20 protein-coding genes are annotated in these 23,529 nt (G+C 71.6%); 17 read left to right on the top strand and 3 right to left on the bottom strand.

Annotated elements, in window-relative coordinates; translation table 11 throughout:
- The gene (gene iolC / locus AB0J53_RS35095; RefSeq protein ID WP_364180309.1) at positions 1 to 939 is read right to left on the bottom strand and encodes a 5-dehydro-2-deoxygluconokinase; all 939 of its coding nucleotides are present in this window, start codon (positions 937 to 939) and stop codon (positions 1 to 3) included.
- Between the two features lie 274 nt (positions 940 to 1,213).
- Here iolC and AB0J53_RS35090 point away from each other — a divergent pair, with 274 nt between their 5' ends.
- Genes AB0J53_RS35090 through AB0J53_RS35055 form a run of 8 tightly spaced genes read left to right on the top strand, consistent with a single transcriptional unit; the run spans position 1,214 to position 11,267 of the window.
- Positions 1,214 to 2,599, top strand: coding sequence for an extracellular solute-binding protein (locus AB0J53_RS35090; protein WP_364180307.1), 1,386 nt, complete (start codon positions 1,214 to 1,216; stop codon positions 2,597 to 2,599).
- Entirely contained in the window at positions 2,574 to 3,509 is a 936-nt protein-coding gene (locus tag AB0J53_RS35085) for a sugar ABC transporter permease (RefSeq protein ID WP_364180305.1), read from the top strand. Before AB0J53_RS35090 ends, AB0J53_RS35085 begins: the two co-directional genes overlap by 26 nt.
- Positions 3,506 to 4,324, top strand: coding sequence for a carbohydrate ABC transporter permease (locus AB0J53_RS35080; protein WP_219509985.1), 819 nt, complete (start codon positions 3,506 to 3,508; stop codon positions 4,322 to 4,324). The genes AB0J53_RS35085 and AB0J53_RS35080 overlap by 4 nt, the downstream gene beginning before the upstream one ends.
- Positions 4,325 to 5,395, top strand: a complete 1,071-nt coding sequence (locus tag AB0J53_RS35075; RefSeq protein WP_364180303.1) for an ABC transporter ATP-binding protein — start codon at positions 4,325 to 4,327, stop codon at positions 5,393 to 5,395. It abuts the gene before it with no gap.
- On the top strand, positions 5,392 to 6,573 hold the full coding sequence (locus AB0J53_RS35070; RefSeq protein WP_364180301.1) for a CehA/McbA family metallohydrolase: 1,182 nt from the start codon (positions 5,392 to 5,394) through the stop codon (positions 6,571 to 6,573). The genes AB0J53_RS35075 and AB0J53_RS35070 overlap by 4 nt, the downstream gene beginning before the upstream one ends.
- Entirely contained in the window at positions 6,564 to 7,457 is an 894-nt protein-coding gene (locus AB0J53_RS35065; RefSeq protein WP_364180299.1) for a TIM barrel protein, read from the top strand. The genes AB0J53_RS35070 and AB0J53_RS35065 overlap by 10 nt, the downstream gene beginning before the upstream one ends.
- Positions 7,458 to 7,506: 49 nt before the next feature.
- Positions 7,507 to 8,586: a Gfo/Idh/MocA family oxidoreductase gene (locus tag AB0J53_RS35060; RefSeq protein WP_364180297.1), complete on the top strand. Its 1,080-nt coding sequence runs from the start codon at positions 7,507 to 7,509 to the stop codon at positions 8,584 to 8,586.
- The gene (locus AB0J53_RS35055) at positions 8,583 to 11,267 is read left to right on the top strand and encodes an alpha-mannosidase (protein ID WP_364180295.1); all 2,685 of its coding nucleotides are present in this window, start codon (positions 8,583 to 8,585) and stop codon (positions 11,265 to 11,267) included. Before AB0J53_RS35060 ends, AB0J53_RS35055 begins: the two co-directional genes overlap by 4 nt.
- On the opposite strand, the gene AB0J53_RS35050 is transcribed toward AB0J53_RS35055, so the two are convergent.
- Positions 11,264 to 12,721, bottom strand: a complete 1,458-nt coding sequence (locus AB0J53_RS35050; protein WP_364180293.1) for a PucR family transcriptional regulator ligand-binding domain-containing protein — start codon at positions 12,719 to 12,721, stop codon at positions 11,264 to 11,266. The genes AB0J53_RS35055 and AB0J53_RS35050 overlap by 4 nt on opposite strands.
- Positions 12,722 to 12,790: 69 nt before the next feature.
- Here AB0J53_RS35050 and speB point away from each other — a divergent pair, with 69 nt between their 5' ends.
- Genes speB through AB0J53_RS35035 form a run of 3 tightly spaced genes read left to right on the top strand, consistent with a single transcriptional unit; the run spans position 12,791 to position 15,893 of the window.
- Complete coding sequence (gene speB / locus AB0J53_RS35045; RefSeq protein ID WP_357590396.1) at positions 12,791 to 13,723, top strand: agmatinase; 933 nt, start codon at positions 12,791 to 12,793, stop codon at positions 13,721 to 13,723.
- Entirely contained in the window at positions 13,720 to 15,228 is a 1,509-nt protein-coding gene (locus tag AB0J53_RS35040; RefSeq protein WP_364180291.1) for a cytosine permease, read from the top strand. The genes speB and AB0J53_RS35040 overlap by 4 nt, the downstream gene beginning before the upstream one ends.
- Positions 15,225 to 15,893: a cyclase family protein gene (locus tag AB0J53_RS35035; RefSeq protein ID WP_364180289.1), complete on the top strand. Its 669-nt coding sequence runs from the start codon at positions 15,225 to 15,227 to the stop codon at positions 15,891 to 15,893. The genes AB0J53_RS35040 and AB0J53_RS35035 overlap by 4 nt, the downstream gene beginning before the upstream one ends.
- Here the strand turns inward: AB0J53_RS35035 and AB0J53_RS35030 are convergent.
- The gene (locus AB0J53_RS35030; protein ID WP_219509977.1) at positions 15,872 to 16,366 is read right to left on the bottom strand and encodes an Lrp/AsnC family transcriptional regulator; all 495 of its coding nucleotides are present in this window, start codon (positions 16,364 to 16,366) and stop codon (positions 15,872 to 15,874) included. The two genes, AB0J53_RS35035 and AB0J53_RS35030, sit on opposite strands and share 22 nt — an antisense overlap.
- A 202-nt stretch (positions 16,367 to 16,568) precedes the next feature.
- Between AB0J53_RS35030 and AB0J53_RS35025 the strand changes: the two genes are divergently transcribed.
- The 6 genes from AB0J53_RS35025 (at position 16,569) to AB0J53_RS35000 (ending at position 23,519) form a co-directional block, all read left to right on the top strand.
- Positions 16,569 to 18,002, top strand: a complete 1,434-nt coding sequence (locus AB0J53_RS35025) for a gamma-aminobutyraldehyde dehydrogenase (RefSeq protein WP_364180286.1) — start codon at positions 16,569 to 16,571, stop codon at positions 18,000 to 18,002.
- 38 nt (positions 18,003 to 18,040) lie between these two features.
- Complete coding sequence (locus tag AB0J53_RS35020) at positions 18,041 to 19,111, top strand: ABC transporter ATP-binding protein (protein WP_364180284.1); 1,071 nt, start codon at positions 18,041 to 18,043, stop codon at positions 19,109 to 19,111.
- Positions 19,112 to 19,117: 6 nt separating this feature from the next.
- A complete protein-coding gene (locus tag AB0J53_RS35015) occupies positions 19,118 to 20,347 on the top strand; it encodes a spermidine/putrescine ABC transporter substrate-binding protein (protein ID WP_364180282.1) in 1,230 nt (409 codons plus the stop codon).
- A gap of 4 nt (positions 20,348 to 20,351) precedes the next feature.
- Positions 20,352 to 21,203 carry an ABC transporter permease gene (locus AB0J53_RS35010; protein WP_219509973.1) on the top strand — a complete coding sequence of 284 codons (852 nt, stop codon included), beginning with the start codon at positions 20,352 to 20,354 and terminating at the stop codon, positions 21,201 to 21,203.
- Positions 21,200 to 21,985 (top strand): ABC transporter permease, encoded by a 786-nt coding sequence (locus AB0J53_RS35005; RefSeq protein WP_219509971.1) that lies wholly within the window; start codon positions 21,200 to 21,202, stop codon positions 21,983 to 21,985. Before AB0J53_RS35010 ends, AB0J53_RS35005 begins: the two co-directional genes overlap by 4 nt.
- Positions 21,986 to 22,124: 139 nt before the next feature.
- Positions 22,125 to 23,519, top strand: coding sequence for an FAD-dependent oxidoreductase (locus AB0J53_RS35000; protein ID WP_364180494.1), 1,395 nt, complete (start codon positions 22,125 to 22,127; stop codon positions 23,517 to 23,519).
- Positions 23,520 to 23,529: the final 10 nt, after the last annotated feature.

Below are 23,529 nucleotides of genomic sequence, written 5' to 3'. Positions count from 1 at the left end.
TCAAGGACGGGCTCCCGTCTGGAGCGCGAGCACCTCGTCGGTGGAGGGCATCGCGTCGGCGCAGGCCAGGCGGGCGGCGACGTGCGCGCCGGCCGCGTTGGCGAAGCGGAGGGTACGTTCCAGCGGCCAGCCGCGCACCAGGCCGAGGCAGAGCGCCCCGCCGAACGCGTCGCCGGCGCCGAGCCCGTTGACCACCTCGACGGGCACGGGCTCGACGACGACGTGCTCGTCCTTGGTGCGGGCCAGCACCCCGGCGGGGCCCAGCTTGACCACGGCCACCTCCATGCCGGCGTCGAGCAGCGCCTGCGCCGCCTCTTCGGGGTCGCGGGTGCCGACGGCGATCTCCACCTCGTCGAGGTTGCCGACGGCCACGTTCGCGTGCCCGAGCGCGCGGCGCACCTCGCGGCGGGCGGCCTCGGGCGACTCCCACAGCGTCGGGCGGTGGTCCAGGTCGAACACCGTCCACCCGGACGTGCGGGCCTCCAGCGCGGCGGCGTGCGCGGACCGGCTGGGCTCCTGGCTCAGCCCGGTGCCGGTGAACCAGAACACCGACGCCTCGCGGATCGCGGCCAGGTCCAGCGACTCGGGTGTCAGCCGCAGGTCAGGCGGATGCTCGCCCCGGTAGAAGTAGATCGGGAAGTGGTCGGGCGGGAAGATCTCGCAGAACGTGACCGGGGTGGGCGGCCCCTCGACCGTGCCCACGAAGGCGTCGTCCACACCGAACCCGCGGATCGCCTGCCGTACCCATTCGCCGAAGGGATCCGCGCCCACGGCGGTCACCACGGCGGAGCGCAGCCCGTGTCGGGCCGCCGCCACCGCGACGTTGGTCGGGCTGCCGCCGAGGAACTTGCCGAAGGTCTCGACGTGGGCCAGGCCCACGCCGGTCTGCAGCGGATAGATGTCGACGCCGCAGCGGCCGATCGTGATCAGGTCGAACAACGCACCTCCAGAGATGGAGCCTTCCGCCCAACACTATGGCATATTGTCATGACATTCGGATGTCCGCTATGTTACTCAATGTGCCCTGGCCGTATCCCCCGATGGGCGGCCCCGCCGACGCGTCGCATAGTGTCGGGCTGGCGGTCCGTCTCCCAACGGGCAAAGTCGCAGCATGAGGGCACGCTCCTGGATATGGCAAGGTCTTTACGTCATATGGATGTCATGACATATTGGCCCTGACTTCCTCCCTTTTAGGACGTGTCGGAGGGTTTGCATGGTGTTGCGGAAAAGGTCGGTGGTCGCGGTGTTGGCCGCGTCCGCGCTGGGACTCGCCGGGTGCGGCCAGTCGTCCGGCGGTGGCGGAGGTGACGCCATCGAGCTGACGATCAGCCAGAACGCCATCGCCGGCGGCAAGAACGCGGCAGCCGCCGACCACATCGCCAACTGGGTGATCCCCAAGTTCGAGGAGGCCCAGAAGGCCAAGGGCAAGGACGTCACGGTCAAGTTCGTCCCCAGCGGAGTCGACGACGAACAGTACAAGACCAAGCTCTCCCTGGACCTGAAGTCAGGCAAGGGCGCGGACGTGATCGACATCGACGGCATCTGGGCGGGCGAGTTCGCCGAGGCCGGCTACATCAAGCCGCTGGCCGAGCTGGTCGGCCCCGAGGCGGACAGCTGGGACGGCTGGCAGCAGATCCCCGAGGCCGTGCAGGGCCTGGCCACCTTCGAAGGCAAGAAGTACGCGCTGCCCGTCGGCACCGACGGCCGCGTCCTCTACTTCAACAAGACGCTGTTCACCAAGGCCGGGCTGCCCGCCGACTGGCAGCCCACGAGCTGGCAGGAGATCCTCGACGCGGCCGCCAAGCTCAAGTCGTCCGGCGTCCCCGTGCCGATCCAGCTCAACGCCGGCACCGCGATGGGCGAGGCCACCACGATGCAGGGCGTGCTGCCGCTGCTCGCGGGCGCGGGCGGCGAGGTGCAGAAGGACGGCAAGTGGACCGGCGCGTCCCAGCCGCTGAAGGACACCCTCGGCCTCTACCAGAAGATCTACGGCGGCGGCCTCGGCGACCCCAAGCTCCAGCAGGAGGCCAAGGGCCGCGACAAGTCGTTCCAGCAGTTCGCCGAGGGCAAGATCGGCATCCTGCTCGAAGGCGACTACTTCTGGCGCGGCGTGGTCAACCCCAAGGACGGCGTCGCCAAGATGGACGACCGCGACCAGGTCGTCGGCTACGCCAAGATCCCGGCCATCGAGCCCGGCAAGGGCATCCGCGGCCAGGACTTCGTCAGCATGTCCGGCGGCGCGCTGCGCACGGTCAACCCCAACACCAAGCACCCGAAGGAAGCCTTCGAACTGCTCGCCTTCACGCTCTCGGCCGACGCGCTGAAGGAGGAGACCAAGGACGGCAACGTCCGGATCACCCCGCGCAGCGACGTCAACAAGGAGATCCTGGCCGGTGAGCCGCTGCTGACCTACATCTCCGAGCAGGTGCTGCCGCTGACGGCCTACCGGCCGCCGGTCGCTCTCTACCCGCAGGTGTCGGTCGCGCTGCAGGAGGCCACCGCCGCGGTGGCCGGCGGCACCCCGGCCGACCAGGCGGCCGCGGACTACCAGAAGAAGCTCGAAGGGCTCGTCGGTGGCGCAGGTAACATCGCCTCCTGAGCCGGCCGAGGTCGTCAGCCCGGCCCCCGCCCGCCGCTACAGCTCCGACGCGGCGGGCCTGGGCCGGCTGCGGGCGGGCGCCTTCGTGGCGCCCGCTCTGGCGCTGATCGCGGTCTTCCTGGTCTTCCCCGCGCTCTGGGTGATCTACCTGGGGCTGACGAACTACCGGCTGACCGGCGCCGCCGCGGCCGAGCCGCAGTTCGTCGGGCTGGACAACTTCGTCAAGGCCGTCACCGACCCGGAGTTCTGGGACTCCACCTGGCTGACCTTCCAGTTCGTGCTGGGCTCGGCCGTCATCGGGCAGGTGGTGCTCGGCTTCACCCTGGCCTGGATGCTGAAGGACCGGCGCGGCACGCTCAAGAGCGTGGTCGAGGGCCTGGTCATCCTGGCCTGGATCCTGCCGAGCGCCGTGGTGTCGTTCCTGTGGGTGGCGCTGCTCGACCGCGACGCCGGCACCCTCAACGCGCTGCTCGGCATCCCCGGCTTCGCCTGGCTGCTCGACCACCCGATGCTGTCGATCATCATCTTCAACACCTGGCGCGGCACCGCGTTCTCGATGATGCTCTACGGCGCGGCGCTCGGGAACGTGCCGCCGTCGCACCTGGAGAGCGCCCGGCTGGCCGGGGCGTCCGGCTGGCAGCAGTTGCGTGACGTGGTGTTCCCGCACATCCGCGGGCACATCCTGACCAACCTGCTGCTGATCAGCCTGTGGACGTTCAACGACTTCAGCCCCTTCCTGCTCACGGCGGGCGGCCCCGACGGCAAGTCCGAGGTGCTGGCCGTGCACGTGTACAAGGTCGCGCTGCAGAACGGCGACCTGGGCTACGGCGCGGCGATCTCCACCGTGATCCTGCTCATCAACCTGGTCGTGGCGGTGTTCTACCTGCGGCTGCTCAGGAGCAAGAAATGACCCGCACCTGGGCCGGGCGGATCGGCTTCTACACGCTGATCGCGGTGCTCCTGGCCTTCTTCACGATCCCGCTGCTGTGGCTGGCGGCGGCGCCGTTCACCTCGGACCCGACGTACGAGGTCCGGATGCCGGACTTCACGTTCGAGAACTTCCAGACGATCATCGAGCACCCGTACGCGCTCGGCTCGCTGGTGAACTCGCTGATCCTGGCGATCGGCACCGCGCTGCTCGTCGTGGTGCTGTCGGCGCTGGCCGCCTACGCGCTCAGCCGGGTGCGCATCCCGGGCCGCGACGCGCTGCTCTACGCGCTGCTGCTGCTCTCGTCGATCATCACCGGGACCGCCGCGATGGTGCCGCTGTTCCAGCTCGCCATCGAGCTCGGCCTGATCGACTCGCACACCGGGCTGATCCTCATCCTGACCGGCGGCCTGCTGCCGGCCGCGATCTTCATGATCAAGGACTTCATGGACGCCACGCCGAAGTCCTACGAGGAGTCGGCGCGGGTGTTCGGCGCCTCGCCGCTCCAGATCGTCCGCCACGTGGTCACCCCCGTGGTGCGGCCCGGCCTGGCGACGATCGCGGTGTGGACGATCGCCAACGTGTGGGGCAACTTCCTGATGCCGTTCCTGCTGCTCAGCGACGTGGAGAAGCAGCCGGCCGCGGTGATCATGTACACCCTCTACACCGAGGGCGGCCAGGCCAACCTCAGGGTGCTGTCGACCTTCGGCCTGCTCTACTCGGTACCGGTCGTGCTCATGTACCTGTTCGTCAGCAAGAAGTACGGCTTCCGCTTCCACGGAGGGATCAAGCGCTAAATGGCCGCTATCGAACTTCGGGGCCTGACCAAGGTCTATCCCGGCGGGGTGAAGGCGCTCGACTCGCTCGACCTGACCGTCCCCGACGGCGAGTTCTTCGCCCTGCTCGGCCCCTCGGGCTGCGGGAAGACCACGCTGCTGCGCACGATCGCCGGGCTGGAGACCGCCACCGGCGGCGCCGTCGTGATCGGCGGGCGGGACGTGACCGGCGTGCAGCCGGGCGGACGCGACATCGCCATGGTCTTCCAGGACTACGCCCTGTTCCCGCACATGGACGTCAGCGACAACATCGCCTACCCGCTGCGCATCAAGAAGGTCCCCAAGGCCGCCCGCCTCGCCAAGGCCGCCGAGGTCGGCGCCAGGCTCGGCCTGGAGCAGCTCATGGACCGGCGGCCCGGCCAGCTCTCCGGCGGCCAGCAGCAGCGCGTCGCGCTGGCCCGCGTCATGGCCACCCAGGCGCAGGCGTTCCTGTTCGACGAGCCGCTGTCCAACCTGGACGCCCGGCTGCGGCTGGAGGCGCGCACGTTCCTGAAGAAGCTCCAGCGCGAGCTCGGCGTCACGACCGTCTTCGTCACCCACGACCAGGCCGAGGCGCTGGCGATGGCCGACCGCATGGCGGTCATGGAGGCCGGGCACATCCGCCAGATCGGCACCCCCGCCGAGGTGTTCCAGCGGCCCGCCAACACGTTCGTGGCCGCCTTCATCGGCTCCACCCCGATGAACCTGCTGGACGCCGTCGTCAGGGGTGACACGCTGGAGGTGGCCGGGTGCAAGCTGCCCGTCCCCGCCTCCGCGGAAGGACTCCTGACCGAGGGGGAGAAACTGGTGTACGGGGTGCGTCCCGAATACATGACCTACTCGGCGCAGCCGGTCGACGGGTCGCTGACCGGCGGCGTCGTCATCCTGGAGAACCTGGGGGCCTCCCATCTGGTCACCCTGGACGTGTCGGGCGTGCTCGTGCAGGCCGTCGTCCCCGAGGGGCACGAGCCGGCGCTGGGCGAGCAGGGCTACGCGGTGCCCCGGGGCGACCGGGCGCTGGTCTACCGTGACGGCGAGCTGGTGACGGCATGAGCGTGATCCGCGGGCACTGGAGCCTGGACGACCGGCTGGAGCGCATCCTGCGCGAGGTGCCCTTCGAGGTGCCCGAGGGCGCCCCGGCGGTCACCGTACGGCTGTCCTACGACCGGTCGCAGGGCGTGCTCGACCTCGGCTGCGGCGGCCCCGGCGGGTTCCGCGGCTGGTCGGGCGGCGCCCGCGACTCCTACACGATCACCCCGGGCTGGGCCACGCCCGGCTACCTGCCCGGCGCGCTCGAAGCGGGCCAGTGGCGGGTGTGGCTGCGGCTGCACCGCGTCCCGCCGCAGGGCCTCGACTACACGCTGGAGATCGACACCGCGCCCGTGCCCGAGCCGGAGAGCGCCGAGCCGCCGCACGGGGAGCGCCCGCCGCGCCGCGACATCCCGGACGTCGGCGGGCTGCGCTGGTTCGCCGGCGACTTCCACGCCCACACGCTGCACAGCGACGGGGCGCTCACCGTCGCCGAGCTGGCGGAGCTGGCCCTGGGGCGCGGCCTGGACTTCCTCGCCGTCACCGACCACAACACCGTCAGCCACCACCCCGAGCTGGCCAAGGCCGGCCGGGCCATCACGCTGCTGCCCGGCCAGGAGGTCACCACCGACCGGGGGCACGCCAACGTGTTCGGCGACGTCGGCTGGGTCGACTTCCGTCAGCCCGCCGACTCCTGGGTCGAGCACGCCGATCGGGCGGGCGGGCTGATCTCCATCAACCACCCGCTCGGCGGCGACTGCGCCTGGCTGCAGCCGCTCACCGAACGGCCCAGGATCGCCGAGGTCTGGCACTCCGGCTGGTGGGACCGCCGCTGGGGCGCGCCCCTGGCCTGGGCCGACGCCTGGCACCCCGACCTGGTGGCGATCGGCGCCAGCGACTTCCACCGGCCCGGCTCCGACGGGCTGCCCGGCTCGCCCACCACGTGGGTGCTGGCCGAGGACCCCGGCGCGGCGTTCGACGCCGTAGCGGCGGGCCGTACGGCGATCTCCGCCGGGCCCGGCGCGCCGCTGCTCCTGCGGCTGGGCGACGAACTGCTCGCCCTGGACGCCGACGGGCTCATCCTGGTCCGCCCCGGCGGCGCCCGCCAGGTGATCCGCGGCGACCGCGTGCTGCTGCCCGCCGCCGAAGGGCGGCACCGACTCGAAACCTACGAGAACGAGGTGATGGCTCTATGCGCCTGATCAGTGTCGCCAACGCCCCGGTGAGCTTCGGCGTGTTCGAGCTGAGCGACGCCCCGCCGCCGCTGACCGCCGCCGAGATGGTCGGCGCGATCGCCGGCGCCGGCTACGCGGGCATCGACCTCGGCCCCATCGGCTACCTCGGCACCAAGGACGACCTGGCCGAGCGGCTGGGCGGGCTGCTGCTCGCGGGCGGCTGGGCCGACCTGCGCTACAGCGACGCCGAGGCGTTCAAGCAGGGGCTGGCCGCGCTCGACGCGACGCTCGACGTGTTCGACGCCGCCCCGGCCGCGCCCGCGCACCTGGCGCCCCGGCCCACGCTCGGCTGCTCCGGCTCGCCCGCGCGCTTCGCCCGCCCCGGCGGGAACGCGCCCGGGCTGGAGGCGTCCGAATGGGCCGGTTACGCCTCCCGCGTCCAAGAAGCGGCCCAGCGCTGCCGCGACCGCGGCTACGAGCCCGCCTTCCACCACCACCTCGGCACGTACGTCGAGACGCCCGAGGACGTCGAGCGGCTGCTGGAGCTGACCGACGTGCAGCTCTGCCTCGACACCGGCCACCTGCTGCTGGCCGGCGGCGACCCGGTGACCGCGCTGCGCGACTGGTCGGGCCGCGTCGGCCACGTCCACGTCAAGGACGGCGACCGCGCGATCCTCGCCCAGGCCCTGGCCGACGGCGTGGACCTGCGCGAGCTGATGGGCCGCGGCGGCTTCGCGCCGCTCGGCGAGGGCGAGCTCGACCTGCCCGGAGTGATCAGCACGCTCGGCGAGATCGGCTACCAGGGCTGGGTCATCATCGAGCAGGACACGCTGCCCGGACGCCGGTCAGTTGAGCGGAACATCGCCGATCAAGCTGCCAATCGCGAGAAGCTACGGGAACTCGGACTTTGAGGCCACGCCGGAGGGGCTGGCTGGTTGAGACCATGCTGGAGGAGCGGGTTTGAAGATCGCGCTTGTCGGGTGCGGAGCCGTCACGCAAGCGGTGTACGTGCCGTTGCTGTCGCGCCGCCGAGATCTGTTCGAGGTGACGGCCGTCTGCGACCTGTCGCGGACGCTCGCCGACGCCGTGGGTGACCGGCTCGGCGCCCCCGGCCGCTACACCGAACTCGCCCGGATGCTGGAGGCCGGCGGCTTCGACGCCGTGCTCGTGCTCGCCTCCGGCTCCCACGGCGAGACCGTGCGGCAGGCGCTCGCGGCCGGCTACGCCGTGCTGTGCGAGAAGCCGCTGGCGCTGACCCGCGCCGAGGTGGACGCGCTGCCCGAGGGGCGGCTCATGGTCGGCTACATGAAGCAGTACGACCCGGCCGTGCGCCGGGCTGAGGAGTTGCTGGCCGAGCTCGGCGGCCCGGGGCGGATCCGGTCGGTCGAGGTGACCGTGCTGCACCCGAGCGGGGAGTCGCAGCTCGCCTTCGCCAACCTGACCCAGGCCCGCGACGTGTCCCCGGAGCTGCTCGCCTCGCTGCGGGCGGCCGAGGACGGCCTGGTGTCGAAGGCGCTCGGCGAGTCCGCGCCCGCCGCCGTGCGCTCCCTGTACGGGGTGGCGCTCGGGTCGATCTGTCACGACCTGTCGCTGCTGCGCCGCTTCACCGGCTCCCCCCACGAGATCGCGTACGTCGAGACGTGGGGGGAGGCGCCCGGGTCGATCGAGATCTCCGGGCCGCTGCCCGCCGCCGGCCGGTTCGCCATCCGCTGGCACTACCTGGAGGACTACCCGGCCTACCGCGAGAGCGTGGTCATCCACCACGACAGCGGCTCGCTGGAGCTGGTCTTCCCCTCGCCCTACCTGATGAACGCGCCCACCACGCTCACCGTCGTGTCCGGCGGCGAGAGCCGCACCGAGTGGCGTGACGTGACCGAGGCGTTCGAGGTGCAGCTGGCCGCCTTCCACGCGTTCGTCAACGACGGCAAGCCGCCGCTGACCGACGCCGCCGGAGCGCTGGAGGACATCGTCACCGCCCAGCGCATCGCCGCCCGCTACGCCGTCCAGCACGACCTGCCGATCGGAGGCGAAGCCGCATGACCGCGGAGATCGTCGTCGTCCCGCACACCCACTGGGACCGCGAGTGGTACGAGCCCTTCCAGCGTTTCCGGCTGCGGCTGGTGGCGCTGCTGGACGAGGTGCTCGACACGATGGAGAAGGACCCCGACTACCACTTCACGCTCGACGGGCAGCTCGCCTGCGTGGACGACTACCTGGAGGTGCGCCCGGAGAACCGCGACCGGATCGCCGCCCTGGTCGAGTCCGGGCGGCTGGCGGTGGGGCCGTGGCAGATCCTGCTCGACGAGTTCCTGTGCTCCGGCGAGAACATCGTGCGCAACCTGGAGCTCGGCATGGCCAGGGCGGACAAGCTCGGCGGCGCGATGGCCGTCGGCTACCTGCCGGACATGTTCGGGCACACCGCGCAGATGCCGCAGATCCTCAGGCGGGCCGGGCTGCTGCACGCCTGCGTCTACCGGGGCGTGCCCGCGTCCGTCACCACCGACGCCTTCGCCTGGGTCGCGCCCGACGGCACCGCCATCCGGGCCCAGTACCTGCCCGCAGGCGGCTACGGCAACGGCGCCCACCTGTTCGAGGACCCCGCCCAGCTCGGCGAGCGCGGCGCCGCGTTCGTCCGCACCATGCGCGGCTGGCACGGTCCCGACGGGCCGCTGCTGGCCATGTACGGCACCGACCACTCGGCCCCGGTGCGCGGCCTGCCCGACATGGTCAAGCAGCTCGGCGCCCGCATGGACACCCTGTCCGGCTACATCGAGGCGCACTCCGCCGACGTTACCGGGCTGCCCCGCGTCACCGGCGAGCTGCGCTCGCACGCCCGGGCCAACATCCTGCCGGGCGTGATCTCCGTACGCGCCCACGTCAAGCAGGCGATGGGCCGCGCCGAGCGGATGGTCGAGCGCTACGCCGAGCCGCTGGCCGCGCTCTGGGGCGGCGAGTGGCCCGGCCGCTTCCTCGACATGGCCTGGTGGCGGCTGGTCGACGCCAGCGGCCACGACTCGGTCACCGGCTGCGGCGTGGACGAGACCGCCCAGCAGGTGGCGGCCCGCATCGCCGAGGCCGAGCACCTGGGCCAGGCCGTGCGCGACATGGTGACGGCCCGGCTGGCCGGAACGGTGCCGTCCGGCGCCGTGCTCGTCGTCAACCCGACGCCCGCCCCGAGACGCGGCGTCGTGGCGATCAACGTGGCCGGCAGCGACCCGCTGCTCGACGCCGACGGGGTCAAGGTCCCGCTCCAGCCGCTGGAGTACGCCCCGACACTGCTGCTCGACGAGGAGATGGACCCGGCCACCGCGCTGACCTTCATCCACGGCACCGAGCTGTACGGCCAGCACATCACCGGCTGGTCGGTCGACGACGGCGTGCTGACCTTCACCGTCGCCCGCGAGTCGAGCGCGGCCTTCAACGTGGGCCAGGTGCGCGGCGCGCTGGAGGGCGTGACCCGCGTCCGCATCCTCGCCGAGGCCCGCCGCACGCTGGCCGCGTACGTGAGCACGCCGCCGCTCGGCCACGCCGCGGTGCGCACCGCCCCCTACTCGGAGGTGGCCGGGGCCCCGTCCGGCGACCCGTTCGTGCCGGTGCGCGCCGAGGAGCGGATGCTCGACAACGGGCTGCTCAACGTCGAGGTGGCGCGTGACGGCACGCTCACGCTGACCAGCGCCGACGGCGTCACGCTGACCGGGGCGGGGCGGATCGTCGACGGCGGCGACGTGGGCGACAGCTACAACTACGCGCCTCCGGCCCACGACCGCGTCGTGCAGGACCCGGAGTCGGTGCACGTGTCGAAGGTGTGCTCGGGGCCGCTGGTGGCGGCGTTCGACGTGTGGCGCACCTACCAGTGGCCGGCCGCCGGCGACGGGATCGACGGCACCCCGGAGATCCCGGCGCAGTCGCGTACCGAGGTCACCGAGGAGATCGCCGTGCGCACCCGGGTCGAGCTGCGCGCGGGCGAGCCGTTCGCGCGGCTGACCGTGGAGTTCGACAACCGGTGCGCCGACCACCGGGTGCGGCTGCACGTGCCGCTGCCCGAGCGGGCGACGCGGTCGCACGCCGAGGGGCAGTTCGCCGTCGTCACGCGCGGCCTGGACGCCGAGGGCGGCTGTGGCGAGGAGCCGCTGCCGACGTTCCCCGCCTCCTCGTGGGTGGCGGCCGGGGGAGTGGCGGCGCTGCTGGAGCACGTCACCGAGTACGAGCTGGTCGACGACGGGAAGGAGCTGGCGCTCACGCTGCTGCGCTCGATCGGCTTCCTGTCGCGCAACCGTCACGTGCTGCGCCCCGAGCCCGCCGGGCCGCAGCTGCCGACCCCGGCGGCGCAGTCGCGCGGGCTGCGCTCGGTGGAGCTGGCGCTGATGCCCTACAGCGGCACCTGGAAGGCGGTGCCGGAGGCGGCCGAGACGTTCCGGCACGACCTGCTGGCCGTGGCGGGCACCGGCGACCCGGCGCTGCCGCTGCCCGCGCCCGCCGCGGGGCTGTCGGTGGCCGGTGACGGCGTCGTCATGACGTCGCTGCGGGTCCGCGACGGGTGGCAGGAGCTGCGCGTGGTCGCGCTCACGGACGAGGCGACCGAGGCGGTCGTCGAGGGCGGGTTCACCCGGGCGCGCCTCGCCGACCTGCGCGGGCGTCCCGGCGCGGAGGTGCCGGTGACCGGCGGGGTGCTGCGGCTGCCGCTGTCTGCCTGGGAGATCGCGACGGTGCAGCTCTCCTAGTCGTGCAGGCCGAGCTGGCGGGCCGCCTGGAGGGCCAGCCAGACCTCGGCGAAGGCGGCGCTGGACGACAGGTCGCGGCCCGTCAGGGCGGCGAAGCGGCGCAGCCGGTAGGCGAGCGTGTTGGGGTGGACGTGCAGGGCGGCCGCCGCGTCCTCGGTGCGGCGGTCGCGTTCCATCCAGGTGCGCACCGAGGCGAGCAGCCGTGAGTCGTGCGCCTCGTCGTAGGCGAGCACCTCGCCCAGCACGTCGTCCACCAGCGCGGTGAGCGTGTCGGCGTCGTCGGGCAGCCACCGGCCGGTGGTGTCGTCGCCGTAGTGGACGAGCGGCCGGCCTGACGCGGCGGCCCGGTCGGCGGCCCAGACGGCCTCGCGCCTGGCCACCCGGGTGGAGCCGCCCGCCGCGAACGGCCTGCTCACCCCGGTGCGCGCCCCGGCCGGCGCCGTGAGCGCGTCGCCCAGCCCGGGGGCGCCGAGCACGTAGTGGTCGCTGCCGCGCCGCAGCATCAGGTGCGGATGGTCGGCCAGCGCCCGGCGCAGCGCGTCGTCGGCCGCGCCCCGTACGACTATCAGGACCGTCTCCCCGTCGGCGGCCAGGCCGAGCCGGGCCAGGCGGCGGCGGGCCGTGGCCGGGTCGAGCACGTCCTGCAGCAGCTCGGCCAGCGTCTCGGCGCCCTCGCGGCGCAGCGTCTCGCGCTCGTGCCTGGCCATCGCCACCTGGAGGGCCGCGACCGTGGCGATGTGCTGCACCACGGCCAGCCCGGCGGGCCTGGCGCCCTCCCGCTCGAAGGCCACCAGGAACCCGGCCGGGCCGCCGGGCGCGGGCACCGGCAGCGCGAAGCCGCCCGGGATCGTGGGCGGCGCGTCGGGGGCCGACGGCAGCGCGTCGAGCGACGGCACGGGCACCCCGGGCAGCAGCGGACGCCCCTGCGGCGTGCACAGGTAGACGTCGTAGCCCGACAGCCGCTCCAGCCGTTTGAACAGCGTGGCCGTGTCCAGGTCCTCGGCGGCCAGCCAGCGCAGCGCGCCGAACACCTGCAACTGCGCGCCCAGCCGGTGCCGGGCGTCCTCCTGCACGGCCGCGGCCACCTCCTGGGCGATCGCGATGAACGGCACCGCCAGCGGCACCTCCAGCACCGGCATCCCGCGCGCCTCGGCCGCCTCGAAGAACGCCTCGTGCAGCGGCGGCACGTGGAGCTGCGCCGACAGCGCCAGCGCCGAGACGCCCGCGTCGTCCAGCCGCTCCAGGTAGGCGCGCTGCCGGGCCGCCGCGCGTGGCACGCCGATGCCCGTCGTCATGATCACCTCGGCGCCGAGCAGCCACGGCGTCGGGTCGTCCAGCTCGCTCACGTGCGCCCACGACACCGACCGCCCCACCCCGGCCTCGCCGGCGAGCAGGCGGAGCTGGAGCGCGGGCGAGCGCAGCAGATCCTCGACCGTCACCTTGTGCTCAGCCACAACCCCCACCGTAGTACTTCGTGAATCGCCCAATTGCCGCAGGTCAGCGGCGTGACGTTGACTGCGTGCATGCACACAGGCCCCGTCGACTCCGCCCGGGTCCCGCGTTTCGCCGGACCCGCCACCTTCGCCCGTCTGCCCCGCCTCGACGAGGTGGGCCGCGCCGACGTGGCCGTGGTCGGAGTGCCGTTCGACAGCGGCGTCTCCTACCGGCCCGGCGCCCGGTTCGGCCCGTCGGCCGTGCGCGAGGCGTCGCGGCTGCTGCGGCCCTACCACCCCGGCCTGGACGTCTCCCCGTTCGAGCGGGTCCAGGTGGCCGACGCCGGTGACATCGCGGCCAACCCGTTCCACATCGGCGAGGCCATCGAGAGCATCGAGGCCGCCGCCGACGCGCTGGACGCCCGGCTGGTGACGATCGGCGGCGACCACACGATCGCGCTGCCGCTGCTGCGCTCGGCCGCCAGGAAGCACGGGCCGGTGGCGCTGCTGCACTTCGACGCCCACCTCGACACGTGGGACACCTACTTCGGCGCCGAGTACACGCACGGCACCCCGTTCCGGCGGGCCGTCGAGGAGGGCATCGTCGACACCGAGGCGCTCAGCCACGTCGGCATCCGCGGCCCCCTCTACGGCAAGAAGGATCTGGAGGAGGACCGGCGGCTCGGCTTCGGCATCCTCACCGCCGCCGACGTGCTGCGGCGCGGCCTCGACGAGGTGATCGACGCGCTGCGGCAGCGGATCGGCGACCGGCCGCTGTACGTGTCCGTCGACATCGACGTGCTCGACCCGGCGCACGCCCCCGGCACCGGCACCCCGGAGGCGGGCGGCCTGACCAGCCGCGAGCTGCTGGAAATCCTGCGCGGCCTGGCCGGGACGAACCTCGTCGGCGCGGACGTGGTCGAGGTGGCCCCCGCCTACGACCACGCCGAGATCACCTCCGTCGCCGCCTCCCACGTCGCCTACGACCTGGTCAGCCTGCTCGCCCTGCGGGAGAAGCCATGAGCACGAGCATCACCGAGATCGAGACGTACGGCGTCGAGCGCATCCCCGACGCCGAGCGCACCGCCCGGCCGGTCGACCTGTTCCGGGTCGCGTTCGGCGGCGCGAACACCTTCGCCACCTGCGTGCTGGGCGCCTTCCCGATCCTGTTTGGGCTGTCGTTCTGGCAGGGGCTGGCCGCGACCGTGCTCGGGCTGGCCGTCGGGGCGCTCATCCTGGCGCCGCTGTCGCTGTTCGGGCCGCTGAACGGGACCAACAACGCGGTGTCGTCCTCGGCGCATCTGGGCGTGCACGGCCGGATCGTCGGCTCGTTCCTGTCGCTGCTGACGGCGATCGCGTTCTTCTCCATCTCCGTGTGGTCCTCCGGCGACGCGCTCGTCGGCGGTGCGCACCGGCTGGTGGGGCTGCCCGACACCGACGTCACCTACGGCGTCGCCTACGCGCTGTTCGCCGGGCTCGTGCTGGTGGTGTGCGTGTACGGGTTCCGCTTCATGCTGTTCGTCAACAAGATCGCGGTGGCGGCGGCGTCGCTGCTGTTCGTGCTGGGCGCGGTCGCGTTCGCCGGCGACTTCGACCCGTCCTACCCGGGGACGCTGGCCGCCGGTGACCCGCTGTTCTGGCCGTCGTTCATCGGGGCGGCGCTCATCGTGCTGTCGAACCCCGTGTCGTTCGGCGCGTTCCTGGGCGACTGGTCCCGCTACATCCCGGCCTCGACGCCGCGCTCGAAGGTGATGGCCGCCGCGTTCCTGTCGCAGATCGCCACCATCCTGCCGTTCTTCTTCGGCCTGGCCACCGCGTCGATCATCGCCGCCAAGGCCGCCGAGTACATGGACCCGGCCGCGCCCAACTACGTCGGCGGGCTGCTGGCCATCGCGCCGGCCTGGTACTTCGTGCCCGTCTGCCTCATCGCGCTGATCGGCGGCATGTCCACCGGCACCACGTCCCTCTACGGCACCGGGCTGGACTTCTCCAGCGTCTTCCCGCGCTTCTCGCGGGTGCGGGCGACGGTGTTCATCGGGACGCTGTCGATCGTGTTCATCTTCGTCGGCCGCTTCGCGGCCAACCTCACGCAGAGCATCTCCACGTTCGCCACCCTCATCATCACCTGCACCGCGCCGTGGATGGTGATCATGATGCTGGGGTACGTGACCCGCCGGGGCTGGTACGACCCGGAGGCGTTGCAGGTGTTCAACCGGAGGCAGACAGGCGGCCGCTACTGGTTCGCCCACGGCTGGAACGCGCGGGGGCTGGCCGCCTGGCTCGTCTCGGCGGCGCTGGCGCTGGCGTTCGTCAACCTGCCCGGCCAGTTCGTCGGGCCGCTCGGCGGGCTGGCGGGCGGGATCGACATCTCGCTGCCGGTCGGCCTGGGCACGGCGGCGGTGCTCTACCTGGCGCTGCTGGCCGCCTTCCCGGAGCCGCGCGAGGTCTACGGCCCCGACGGGCCGCGCCTGGTGCGCTCGGCCGACACCCCGGTGCCGCCGATCGCGGGGGCCGAGGCGGCGGCGTGAGCGGGGAGCTCGTCGACCTGTCGGTGCCGCTGGCCACCGGGATGCCGGTCTACCCGGGCGACCCCGAGGTGAGCGTCGAGCCCGCGCTGACCACCGGCCGCGACGGCGTCAACGTGCTGCGGCTGCACCTGGGCTCGCAGTCGGGCACCCACGTCGACGCGCCCTACCACGTCGACGACACGCTGCCCCGGCTCGACGCCCTGCCGCTGGACCGCTTCGCCGGGCCCGCCGTGGTGGTGGACGCGCGCGGGCTGGGACCGCGGGCCGCCATCACGCCGGAGCGCCTGGGGGCCGTGCCCGCCGGGGCGCCGATCGTGCTGGTGGCGACCGGCTGGTCGGCCCACTGGGGGAGCGAGGCGTACCAGGCGCACCCGTACCTGACCGAGGAGGCGGCGGAGCTGCTGGTCGCGGCGGGGACGCGGACGGTGGGGATCGACGCGCTGAGCGTCGACCCGACGCCGGCGGCGGACTTCCCTGCGCACCGGGTGCTGTGCGGCGCCCACGCGGTGATCGCCGAGAACCTCACCGGGCTCGACCGGCTGCTGGAGGCGCAGGCGGCGGGCCTGGCGGTCGAGGTGTGGCTGATGCCGATCCGGCTCGACGGCGCCGACGGGGCGCCGGTGCGGGCGGTGGCCCGCCTGGGTCAGCGCGTGCCCCAGGAGTAGGTCTGCTTGCGCAGCTTCAGGTAGACGAACGACTCGGTGGCGCGCACCGCCGGGATGGCGCGGATCTTGCTCAGGATCTCCAGCAGGTGACTGTCGCCCTCGCACACCACTTCCACGATGACGTCGAAGGAGCCCGCCGTGAGCACCACGTAGTCGATCTCCGCGATCGCCGAGAGCTCGTCGGCCACGGCCTCCAGGTCGCCCTCGCAGGTGACGCCGATCATGGCCTGGCGGGGGAAGCCGAGCGTCAGCGGGTCGGTCACCGCGACGATCTGCATGACCCCGGCGTCCTGGAGGCGCTGGACCCGCTGCCGCACGGCCGCCTCGGACAGGCCGACCGCCTTGCCGATCGCGGCGTAGGGTTTGCGGCCGTCCGCCTGGAGCTGCTCGATGATCTGCTTGGCCAGGTCGTCGAGAACGACCGGACCCGGCGAGGCGCCGGAGCCGCGGCGCACCCGAGGCGGCGTCGTCATGGCGAGGAATCCTCCTAGCGGTCCGGCGTTACGGGGGCGTTCCCGCCGGGTTGCCGTCCTGGTGCGACATGTTGTCAGTTCTCGGCGCTCTGTCAAGCGAATTCGTAGCAATTTGATATCTTCACCACGAAATCCCTTGTCCTGATGCAAGTGCTCTGTAAGAGTCGCGGCATCTCAGCCACCCCACCAGGAGGTCATCACCTTGACCACCCGTCTGCAGAACTACGTCAACGGTGAGTTCGTGGACGCCAAGAGCGGCCGTTTCTCCGACGTCGTCGACCCGTGCACCGGGGAGGCCTACCTCCAGGCCCCGATCTCCGGCGCTGAGGACGTCGACGCGGCGTACGCCGCCGCGGCAGCCGCGTTCGAGTCGTGGGGGCGGACGACCCCGGGGGAGCGGGCGAACCTGCTGCTCAAGGTCGCTGACGCGATCGAGGCGCGGGCCGACGAGATCAACGAGGCCGAGTGCCTCAACACCGGCAAGCCGCGCGCCCGCATGGCCGAGGACGAGACCCCGGTCGCCGCCGACCACTTCCGCTTCTTCGCCGGCGCCGCCCGCACCCTGGAGGGCCCGACGGCCGGGGAGTTCCTGGCCGAGCACACCAGCGTCATCAGGCACGAGCCGATCGGCGTCATCGGCCAGGTCACGCCGTGGAACTACCCGATGATGATGGCGGTCTGGAAGATCGCCCCCGCGCTGGCGGCCGGCAACACGATCGTGCTCAAGCCGTCCGACACCACCCCGGCCTCCACGCTGAAGCTGGCCGAGATCCTGGGCAGCGTGCTGCCCGCGGGCGTGTTCAACGTCGTCACCGGTGACCGCGAGACCGGCGCCCTGGTCGTCGGTCACCCGACCGCCGCCATGGTCGCCATCACCGGCTCTGTCGGCGCGGGCATGTCGGTGGCCAGGAGCGCCGCCGACGACCTCAAGCGCGTCCACCTGGAGCTCGGCGGCAAGGCGCCCGTCGTGGTCTTCGACGACGTCAAGGACCTGCGCAAGGCCGCCGCCGACATCGCCGTCGCCGGCCTCTACAACGCCGGCCAGGACTGCACCGCCGCCTGCCGCGTGCTCGTGCAGGAGAGCGTCCACGACGAGTTCGCCGCCGCGCTCGCCGAGGCCGCCGCCGCGACCGTGACCGGCGACCTGTCCAACGAGGACGCGCTGTACGGCCCGCTCAACAACGAGCAGCAGCTCGCCCGCGTGCAGGGCTTCGTCGAGCGCGCCCCCGCGCACGCCAAGGTGCTCACCGGCGGTCACCGCGTGGGCGAGAAGGGCTACTTCTTCGCCCCGACCGTCATCGACGGCCTCAAGCAGGACGACGAGATGGTGCAGAACGAGGTCTTCGGCCCCGTCATCACCGTCCAGACGTTCACCGACGAGGCCGACGCCCTGGCCAAGGCCAACGACGTCCGCTACGGGCTGAGCAGCTCGGTGTGGACCTCCGACCACGGCCGGGCCATGCGGATGTCGAACCGGCTCGACTTCGGCGTCGTGTGGGTCAACACGCACATCCCGTTCGTCTCGGAGATGCCGCACGGCGGCTTCAAGCACTCCGGCTACGGCAAGGACCTCTCGGTGTTCGGCCTGCACGACTACACGAGGGTCAAGCACGTCATGCACTACATCGGCGAATAACGTACAAGGGACGAAACCTGGATATGGCCGAGCAAGGTTTGATCGAGCGGAGTGCGATCGAGCTTGAGGGGGTTGTCAAGGAATACCTCTCACATGGCGAGGTCGTCCAGGCGGTCAAGGGCGTGACGCTGGACATCGCCGAGGGGGAGTTCTTCTCCCTCCTCGGCCCGTCCGGGTGCGGCAAGACCACGACGATGCGCATGATCGCGGGCTTCGAGGAGCCCTCCAAGGGCGTGGTCCGGCTGCACGGCCAGGACGTCACGAACGTCCCGCCGAACCGGCGTGACGTGAACATGGTCTTCCAGTCCTACGCGCTGTTCCCGCACATGAGCGTGTGGGACAACGTGGCCTTCGGGCTGAAGCAGAAGAAGACGCCGCAGGAGGAGATCCGGCGGCGGGTCGGCGAGATGCTGGAGATCGTCGACCTCGGCGGCCGGGAGAAGCGCCGCCCGCGCGAGCTGTCCGGCGGGCAGCAGCAGCGGGTCGCGCTGGCCCGGGCGCTGGTCAACCGGCCGCGCGCGCTGCTGCTCGACGAGCCGCTCGGCGCGCTCGACCTCAAGCTCCGCCAGGCGATGCAACTGGAGCTCAAGCGCATCCAGCGCGAGGTCGGCATCACGTTCGTGTACGTGACGCACGACCAGAGCGAGGCGCTGACCATGAGCGACCGCATCGCGGTCATGAACGACGGCCTCGTCGAGCAGCTCGCCGGGCCGCGCGAGATCTACGAGCGGCCCGCCAGCACCTTCGTGGCGGGCTTCATCGGCACCTCCAACCTGCTGTCCGGCACCGCGGCCGGCGGCGTGCTGGAGACCGGCGGCGGCCGGGTGCTGGTGCCCGGCCACGACGGCGTGGTGTCGGTGACGATCCGGCCCGAGAAGATCCGCATCTCCGCGGACAAGCCCGACGGCGAGCTGAGCGCGCTGCCGGGCACCGTGGCGGAGGTCGTCTACCTGGGCACCTACACCAGCTATGCCGTGACCCTCGCCGACGGGGCCGAGATCACGGTGTTCCAGCAGAACGCGCAGGACGCGACCACCACCGCGGAGCGGGGCGACTCCGTGTGGCTGTCGTGGCAGGCGCGCCACTCCTACGTGATGGAGAGTCGATAGCACATCATGGACCGCCTGCACACCCCCGCCCTCGTCAGAGGGATGACCCAGCCCCGCACCCGCCGCGACGCGTTCAGGCTGGCCGGCCTGTCCGCCGCCGGGCTCGCGCTGGCCGCCTGCGGCGTTCAGGGCCAGAAGGCCGCGCCCCCCAAGCCCGACGCCGTCAAGGACTTCTGGGCCAAGCAGAAGAAGAACGGCAAGGTCGTCTTCGCCAACTGGCCCGAGTACATGCCCGAGGACCACGGGCCGCTGAAGAAGTTCCAGCAGGAGACCGGCATCTCCTACGAGTACAAAGAGGACATCAACGAGAACGCGGAGTTCTTCGGCAAGGCCGACCCGGTGCTGCGGGCGGGCCAGTCGCTGGGCTACGACATCGTCGTGATGACCAACGGCATCCAGCTCCAGCACATGATCGAGCTCGGCTACGCGGTGGCGCTCGACCAGAGCAGGATGCCGAACTTCCAGGCCAACGCGGGCGCCAAGTACAAGGAGCGCTCCTACGACCCCGGCAACGTCTACACGATGCCCTACGCCTCCGGCGTGACCGGGATCGCGTACAACACCAAGTACGTCAAGGACGAGCTGACCAGCATCGAGGCGCTGTTCGACGCCAAGTACGAGGGCCGGGTCGGCATGATGGCCGACGCCCAGGAGATCGGCAACTTCGGCATGATCGCCCTCGGCGTCGACCCGGAGAAGTCCACCGAGGACGACTGGAAGCGGGCCGGCGAGAAGCTCAAGGCGCAGCGCGAGGCCGGGATCGTGCGCAAGTACTACGACCAGAACTACATCGACGCCGTCTCCCGGGGCGACGTGTGGCTGACCATGGCCTGGTCGGGCGACGTGTTCCAGCGGCAGCTCGCGGGTGAGCCGGTCAAGTTCTACGTGCCCGAGGAGGGCGGCACGATCTGGACCGACAACATGCTCATCCCCAAGAACGCCGCCAACCCGGTCGACGCCATGACGCTGATGGACTACTTCTACAAGCCGGAGATCGCCGCCGAGCTGGATGAGTTCATCCAGTTCGTCACGCCGGTGCCCGCCGTGCAGGACCTGCTGCGCAAGAAGGCCGGGACCGCCTCGGGCGAGGACAAGCAGGCGCTGCTCGACATGGCCGACAGCCCGCTGATGTTCCCCACCGAGGCCGACTACGCCAAGCTGCGCAACTACACCAAGCTGACCACGGCGCAGGAGCAGGTGTTCAACCCGATCTTCCAGTCGATCACCCAGGCCTAGGCCGATGCGACGTCTCACCCCCTACCTGCTCGCGCTGCCGGGCTGGATGTGGCTGGCGATCTTCCTGGTGGTGCCGCTGGCCGCGATGGCATCGGTGTCGCTGCAGACCGGCAACGTGATCGACGGCTTCGTCATGACGTTCAGCGTCTCCAACTACGGCGACGCCATCGGCGGCTACAGCACCCAGCTCGTCCGCTCCCTCGTGTACGGGGCGTGCGCCACGGTGGCGATGCTGGTCATCGGCTACCCGGTGGCGTACTGGATCGCGTTCAAGGGCGGCAGCCGCAAGTCGGTCTACCTGTTCCTGCTGCTGCTGCCGTTCTTCGTGTCGTTCGTGCTGCGCACGATCTCGTGGGGCTTCCTGCTGGCCGACGACGGCGTCCTGCTCGGCACGCTGAAGTCGTGGGGGCTGCTGCCGGCCGGCTTCCACGTGCTCGCCACGGCGTTCGCGGTGGTGGCGGGGCTGACGTACAACTGGCTGCCGTTCATGATCCTGCCCATCTACGTGGCGCTGGAGCGGGTCGACCCGCGCGTGGTGGAGGCGGCCCAGGACCTGTACGCGACGCGCGGGGCGGCCTTCCGCAAGGTGGTGCTGCCGCTGTCGCTGCCGGGCGTGTTCGCCGGGGTGCTGATGACGTTCGTGCCGGCGACGGCCGACCCGGTCAACGCGCAGGTGCTCGGCGGCACCGGCAACACCATGATCGGCAACATCATCCAGACCGAGTACCTGGTCAACAACGACTACCCGACGGCCTCGGCGCTGTCGTTCACGCTGATGGCGGTGCTGCTGGTGGGCATCTTCGCGTACGCCAGGGTGCTGGGCACCGAGAACGTCCTCGAGGCGGCGGCCCGATGAGGGGCGGCAGGCTGGGCGACCGGCTGCTGCACGCCTACACCTGGCTCATCATCGCCTGGCTGTCGGCGCCGATCGCGGTCATGGTGCTGTTCGGCTTCAACGACAAGCAGAGCAAGTCCAACGCGAGCTGGCAGGGCTTCACGCTGCGCTGGTACGAGGAGCTGTTCGCGATCGAGGGCCTGACCGAGGCGCTCGCGAACTCGCTGAAGATCGCGCTGGCCAGCACCGTCATCACCGTGGTGCTCGGCACGACGCTGGGGCTGGCGCTCGGCAGGCACCGCTTCCGCGGCCGGGGCGCGACGAACTTCCTGGTGTTCGCCGCGATCTCCACGCCCGAGCTGGTCATGGGCGCGTCGCTGCTGTCGCTGTTCGTCTCGGCCGGCGTCTGGCGTGACGCGATGACGATCACGATCGCGCACGTGCTGTTCTCGCTGTCGTTCGTGACCGTGACGGTCCGGGCCAGGGTCGTCACGCTGGACCCGGCGCTGGAGGAGGCGGCCAAGGACCTCGGCGCGTCCGCGTGGGGCACGTTCCGGCAGGTCACGCTGCCGTCGATCATGCCCGGCGTGCTGGCCGGGGCGATGCTGGCGTTCGCGCTGTCCATCGACGACTATGTCGTCACGAGCTTCGTCAACGGCTCCACCCCGACGTTCCCGCTGTGGATCATCGGGTCGGTGAAGACGGGCATTCCTCCGCAGGTGAACGTGATGGGTACGCTGATCTTCGGCATCGGCGTGCTGATCGCGATCGTCAACGCGGTCGCCGCCCGCCGCCGGATGTGACACGTACTTCTCGGCCACGAGCAGTTTCCGACCCAGAACAGGGAGGCGAGATCGGATTCCGGCGGGGGGAACCCGCGCGTGATCACCAATTTGGTCCCGCAATTTCACAAATTAAGACACCGTAAGGGAAGTGGGATTTGTGGATCCGCTGAAGGCGCTGGCTGACGCGGAGCGCAAGCCGTACTGGCTGGACAGCCCGGCCAGACCCGAGCCGCGACCGCGGCTCGACAGCAACACCACCGCCGACCTCGTCGTCGTCGGCGGAGGCTTCTCGGGGCTGTGGACGGCCCTGATGGCCAAGGAACGCGACCCCGGCCAGGACGTCGTCCTGCTGGAGGGCCGCCGCATCGGCTGGGCGGCATCCGGCCGCAACGGCGGATTCTGCATGGCGACCCTCACCCACGGCCTGTCCAACGGGCTGGAGCGCTGGCCGGACGAGATCGACCGGCTGGAGCGCATGGGCGCCGACAACCTCGACGAGATCGAGCGGACGCTGGAGCGCTACGGCGTCGACTGCTCCTTCGAACGCACCGGAGAGCTCAACGTCGCCACCGAGCCGTGGCAGCTCGACGCTCTCCAGGAGAACCTCGACGTCATCGACCGGCTCGGCCTCGACTACGTGCCCCTCGACCAGGACCAGGTCCGGGCCGAGGTCAACTCGCCCACCTACCTGGGCGGGCTGTGGGAGCGCAGCGGCTGCGCCATGCTCGACCCGGCCCGGCTCGCCTGGGGACTGCGCGACGCGTGCGTGCGCCTCGGCGTGCGGGTGTACGAGCGCAGCCCGGTCCGCTCGATGCACGACGACGGCGTCACGATCGAGCTGCGCACCCCCCGGGGCGCCGTGTCCGGCCGCCGGGTGGCGCTCGGCACCGGCGTCTTCCCGCCGCTGCTGCGCCGGCTCAAGCACTTCGTGGTGCCGGTGTACGACTACGCGCTGATGACCGAGCCGCTCAGCGACGCCCAGCTCGCCGAGATCGGCTGGCGCAACCGGCAGGGCGTCGGCGACTCGGCCAACCAGTTCCACTACTACCGGCTGACCGACGACAACCGCATCCTGTGGGGCGGCTACGACGCCGTCTACTACAACGGCGGCCAGGTCAAGGCCGAGTACGACCAGCGCGACGAGACGTTCGTCAAGCTCGCCGGGCACTTCTACACCACGTTCCCGCAGCTCGACGAGGTGCGCTTCACCCACCGGTGGGGCGGCGTGATCGACACGTGCAGCCGGTTCAGCGCCTTCTACGGGCAGGCGCACGGCGGCAGGCTCGCCTACGCCACCGGCTACACCGGCATGGGCGTCGGCGCCACCCGCTTCGGCGCCAACGTCATGCTCGACCTGCTCTCCGGCGAGCGGACCGAGCGGACCGAGCTGCGCATGGTCAAGGAGAAGCCCGTCCCGTTCCCGCCCGAGCCGGTGCGGTCGGGGGTGATCCAGTTCACCCGCTGGTCCATCGCCCAGGCTGACCAGCACCAGGGCAGGCGCAACCTGTGGCTGCGCACCCTGGACCGGATGGGGCTCGGCTTCGACTCCTGATCGCGACGCC

This window comes from Nonomuraea sp. NPDC049725, assembly GCF_040674795.1.
Taxonomy (GTDB): Bacteria; Actinomycetota; Actinomycetes; order Streptosporangiales; family Streptosporangiaceae; genus Nonomuraea; species Nonomuraea ceibae.
Note: the sequence above shows the minus strand (reverse complement) of the source record. Positions and strands in the feature narration are given on the sequence as shown.